This window comes from Paenibacillus sp. P4_A9 (assembly GCF_056402415.1).
Genome location: NZ_JBFUHL010000146.1, coordinates 1 through 4,465 on the forward strand (window position 1 = coordinate 1; position 4,465 = coordinate 4,465).

Here is a 4,465-nt window from a genome sequence, read left to right on the forward strand (position 1 = left end):
ATGTTCTTGTCCTCCTGTCGGATGACAAAAACATTGTCGGATGACAAAAACATTGTCCGAATCAAGTCCGCGTATATCGCGGGCTTTTTAATTTATCGGATCAAGGTCTTGTCAATTGGCAATGTCACCGCCGCATGTCATCGATCGACTGTTGAATAAGCTGCTCCACTTTTTTTTAGCCATATGGCATCAAGGTGCATAGTTTTTTCGTTTCACGAATATTTCAATATTGAGCAGCGAATTTCCCATTCATATATAGGTCAATTTTATTGTCCATAAAACACCCTTTAATTACCAAAAAATTAACTACTAGAAATTAAGTACTTTGGGGAAAAGGGGAGAATATCATGAAGAAACAAGGTCTTATTTTTATCATGCTAATAGCAGTGCTCGCGTTGTCCGCTTGTAAGTCGTCAACAGTCGTTTTAAACACGCCAAATCCATCTGAACAGCCTCCTACAACTGCACCAGAGTTCACGCCCACCCCCACGCCAATACCATCGCCCTCTGATTCACCAATCGTTGCTTTTCCTACACCTGCAGCAAGTCAAACACCTGCATTTGATCCCCCAGTACACTTCGATTATCCGGATGCTGTTCGAGGCATTTATGTAACAGGTTGGTCAGCAGGTGGTGATCGTATGTCTAAACTTTTATCACTTCTTGATAACACTGATCTAAATGCAATGGTAATTGATATAAAGGATGATGATGGTTATATCACCTTTCAGCCTGAGGGGAAATTTGCTGAATTTGGCCAGCCTTATATAAAAAATCCCCAAGCGCTCATGAAAATTCTTGAACAACATAAAATCTACCCTATCGCTCGTATTGTTTCCTTTAAAGACACAGTTTTGGCAAAGAAACGTCCAGATCTTTCTTACCTAGACKGGAACAGTATTTGGCGCAATGGTAATGGAGACGGGTTTATCAACCCATTTCTTAAAGAAACATGGGATCACAATGTAGAGATAGCCAAATTAGCTGCAGAACTTGGGTTTAGAGAAATACAATTTGACTATGTTCGATTTCCAGAAGGCTTTGAAAGCAGGGATAAAGCTCTTACCTATTCAATGGGTGATTACAAGGATAAAAAACCAACTAAATTTGTTYAACAAGAAAAAGACTATGCTGAAGCCTCTAAGAAATATGAAGAGGATTTGTCTTCTTTACAGATAAAGTTGACAGATGCTACGAATACCTACAATTCAGTGAAAACCGATGTAAATAAAAAAGCTATGGACGATGCTCAAAAGAGCGTGTCCGATTTAAAAAAGGCGGCACCCCAAGCACCAGATTTTAGTGATAAAGCACGTTTGACACAGCTTCGTGTTGATGCTATCAGCGACTTTGTCGCATATGCCAAAGAACAACTAAAACTGTATAAAGTGAATGTCTCTGTTGATATTTTCGGATACTCAGCTACATTGCCTGAAGCACCTGGTATCGGACAGAACTTTAACCGTATTTCTAGCTCCGTAGATGTAATTTCGTCTATGATTTATCCAAGTCATTGGTCCGATGGTTATTTCGGAATTTCAAAACCAGATAAAGAGCCCTATAAACTTGTTACTGAATATATGAAAGCCGAAAAGGGGAAGTTTGCACAACTCCAGACTCCACCGCTATCACGTCCTTGGATTCAAGACTTTACAGCAAGCTGGTTAGGTGCTGGCAATTATATTAAATATGGTAAAGCTGAGGTAGATGCACAAATTAAAGCTTTAAAAGATGCTGGTGTTAATGAATACTTAATCTGGAATGCTAACAATTCCTACTCTGAAGGTGTAACCTATATCCCGTAGGTACGGTAAAGATCGTTATGGGGTAATAATAGGCTCCGCGGGAGTAACTCTCCTAGGGGCTTTTTAGTTTACATACTTAGCTCCAGCAATCTTCCTGAAGTTTGCATCGAATCTAACCAGACTCACGTTTAATTATTTTCTTTTTTTTACAGTATAAGATATAATAAGTGAGCTTGGAATGAAAGCGATTACAATACAGGAGGTAATGTATATGACAGCGCCTTATATTCGTACATTAAATTTGAAGGATTTTACTTATGGAAACACAGAGCAACGCAAGGCATTCGCTGAAGCAGTCGGTGCAGGCTTAAAAGAAACAGGGTTTATTATTCTGGAAGGACATGGTGTGAACCCCGATCTTATCGATAAAAACTACGAGCTTTGGGAAAAGTTCTTTGGTTTAGACATAGAAACTAAGAAAAAATATGAAGGTGTTAAAGGCGGAGCTCGTGGATATACAGGGTTTGGAAAAGAACACGCAAAAAATCGCACAGTTGGTGATTTAAAAGAATTTTATCACATCGGTCAAGAACTGCCAGTAGGACATCCAATGTCTCTAGATTATGCCGCTAACATTTGGCCGGAAGAAGTCTCTGAGCTTCGTAAAGATGGCATTAGCTTTTACAAAGAATTGGAACGCGTTGCCCGCAATATGCTTGAAGCATTAGCACTACATATGGATTTGCGTCCAAGTTTCTTCTCTGAAATGATCACAGATGGTAATAGCATTCTTCGAGCCATCCACTATCCGCCACTTGATGAATCTATGGATAAAAATGCAATCCGAGCTGCCGAGCACGAAGATATTAACTTGATTACATTGTTGGTTGAGTCTACAGCATCTGGTCTTGAATTATTAACTCGTGAAGGAGAATGGATGCCGGTTATCGCGAAAAAAGGACAAATTATCGTCGACGCCGGTGATATGTTGTCACGAATTACAAACGAAGTGATTCCTGCTACTACACACCGAGTGGTAAACCCAGTTGGTTCAAACACGTCCCGTTACTCGATGCCATTCTTCGTACATCCTTACAGTAATTTCCTGCTGGAAACTATTCCTGTCTGTACATCGGACAACAATCCAGAGAAGTATCCACCAATTACAGCCGGGAACTTCTTGTATGAGCGCTTAGTTGAGATTGGATTAATTAAAAAATAAATCAGAACAGAAATGACCGTCACATCAATAGATTGTGGCGGTCACTTTTTTAAGGAAGTATGAGTTTTTCTATCCTTCTATTGCTCCGGAACCCAGCTACTGAGTCTGTTTGTTCATCCAATGACGGCGCGGTACTGAACCGTTATCGTTACGGTTGTCCCTGCTCCCAACTCACTCTCATACGTAATCTGTCCATTCATACTTTCAATAATACGGACCGCTAGGGCTGTCCCAATGCCGGTGCCCATTTCTTTTGTTGTAAAAAACAAGGTGCCGATTTTAGAAATTTGCTCCTTCGTCATACCTTCTCCATTGTCCATAATAACGATCTGAGCGTAATGATCGTGACCGGTCAAGCATATGGAGACTACACCATCCGATGGAGTCGCTTCTACGGCATTTTTGATCAAATTAATTAAAGCTTGCTGCATTTGCCCGCGATCGGTTTCGATCACGATGTCATCTTGAAGATTTGAGCTTAGCACGACCCCATAGTTGGTCGCCATTGGTGTATAAAGTGAAATTACATTGTCGACAAGATCTGTCAGTGAGAAGGAGTCGACCTTATTCAGCTTAGGTTTGGCAAAAAATAAGTAGTCTTTAATAATGGCTTCCGTTCTTTCCAGTTCACCCATTGCAATACCTAAATAATATTCATTTTTCCCATTTTGATGTGGACGCATCAGTTGAAGGAACCCTTTCACGACCGTTAAGGGATTACGGACTTCATGTGCCATGGARGCTGCGAGCTGCCCTAATGTTTTCAGCTTCTCGTTTTGCTGAATTTCCTGCTTCATCACGATCCGTTCATGGCATACCTCATGTATCATCGCAGATAAATAAACGGCCAAAACTTGAAAAACAAAAAACAAAAGCATGGATCCAATTGGGTTGCTCAGGACGCTCATAGGGATTTGGTTCCATTTTATATAGAAAATCACGATAGCCAGTAACACAAGCGAAGGAATGAACGAAATCATTAGCGTTCCACGCATGCGGTATTTGCCGGTTAACCCGACTATTTTTCTAGACGCAAGCAAGATAAACAAGAAGGCTATCGTGATACTGATATATCCAAATATTAGAAAATATCCACCCAGATAGGTACGGGTCGCTGTCATGAACAAGTAGGTAACTGCCCCTGCAATTGGCCCACCGTAAATCGTAGAAATCACGAGGGGAACATATCTTAGATCCCAGTACACACTCACGATTTGATATGAAAAGAGCATACAAAGTATAGACGATATTCCTTGGAGTAAGCCTATGCCGAATGAAGACCGCACAAATCGCCATTTTTCACCGATCGCTGTAAGAACAAGAGTTGGAGCAAGAACGATAAGAATGTTAAGAAACAATTTTTCGATTAGCATCAGCTCGCATACACACCCTAAGATTTGTAATTTGCTCGTTCATTACCCTCCAAAAACAAGTCAATGTCCATTTTCTTTCTTAATTGCATAGCACATCAACCGTTTTTAGTTTATTGAACCTCAAG

At 40.5% G+C, this 4,465-nt stretch carries 3 protein-coding genes; 2 read left to right on the forward strand and 1 reads right to left on the reverse strand.

Annotated features, from left to right (window positions below; translation table 11 throughout):
* The first annotated feature begins 347 nt into the window (after nt 1–347).
* Together AC1DVJ_RS30090 and AC1DVJ_RS30095 are read left to right on the forward strand one after the other, a co-directional pair.
* The gene (locus tag AC1DVJ_RS30090) at nt 348–1,805 is read left to right on the forward strand and encodes a putative glycoside hydrolase (RefSeq protein ID WP_477596448.1); all 1,458 of its coding nucleotides are present in this window, start codon (nt 348–350) and stop codon (nt 1,803–1,805) included.
* A 211-nt stretch (nt 1,806–2,016) separates the two neighbouring features.
* Nucleotides 2,017–2,967 carry an isopenicillin N synthase family dioxygenase gene (locus AC1DVJ_RS30095; protein ID WP_477596450.1) on the forward strand — a complete coding sequence of 317 codons (951 nt, stop codon included), beginning with the start codon at nt 2,017–2,019 and terminating at the stop codon, nt 2,965–2,967.
* 113 nt (nt 2,968–3,080) lie between these two features.
* Here AC1DVJ_RS30095 and AC1DVJ_RS30100 read toward each other — a convergent pair whose 3' ends face one another.
* Nucleotides 3,081–4,340: an ATP-binding protein gene (locus tag AC1DVJ_RS30100; RefSeq protein ID WP_477596452.1), complete on the reverse strand. Its 1,260-nt coding sequence runs from the start codon at nt 4,338–4,340 to the stop codon at nt 3,081–3,083.
* Nucleotides 4,341–4,465 lie beyond the last annotated feature (125 nt).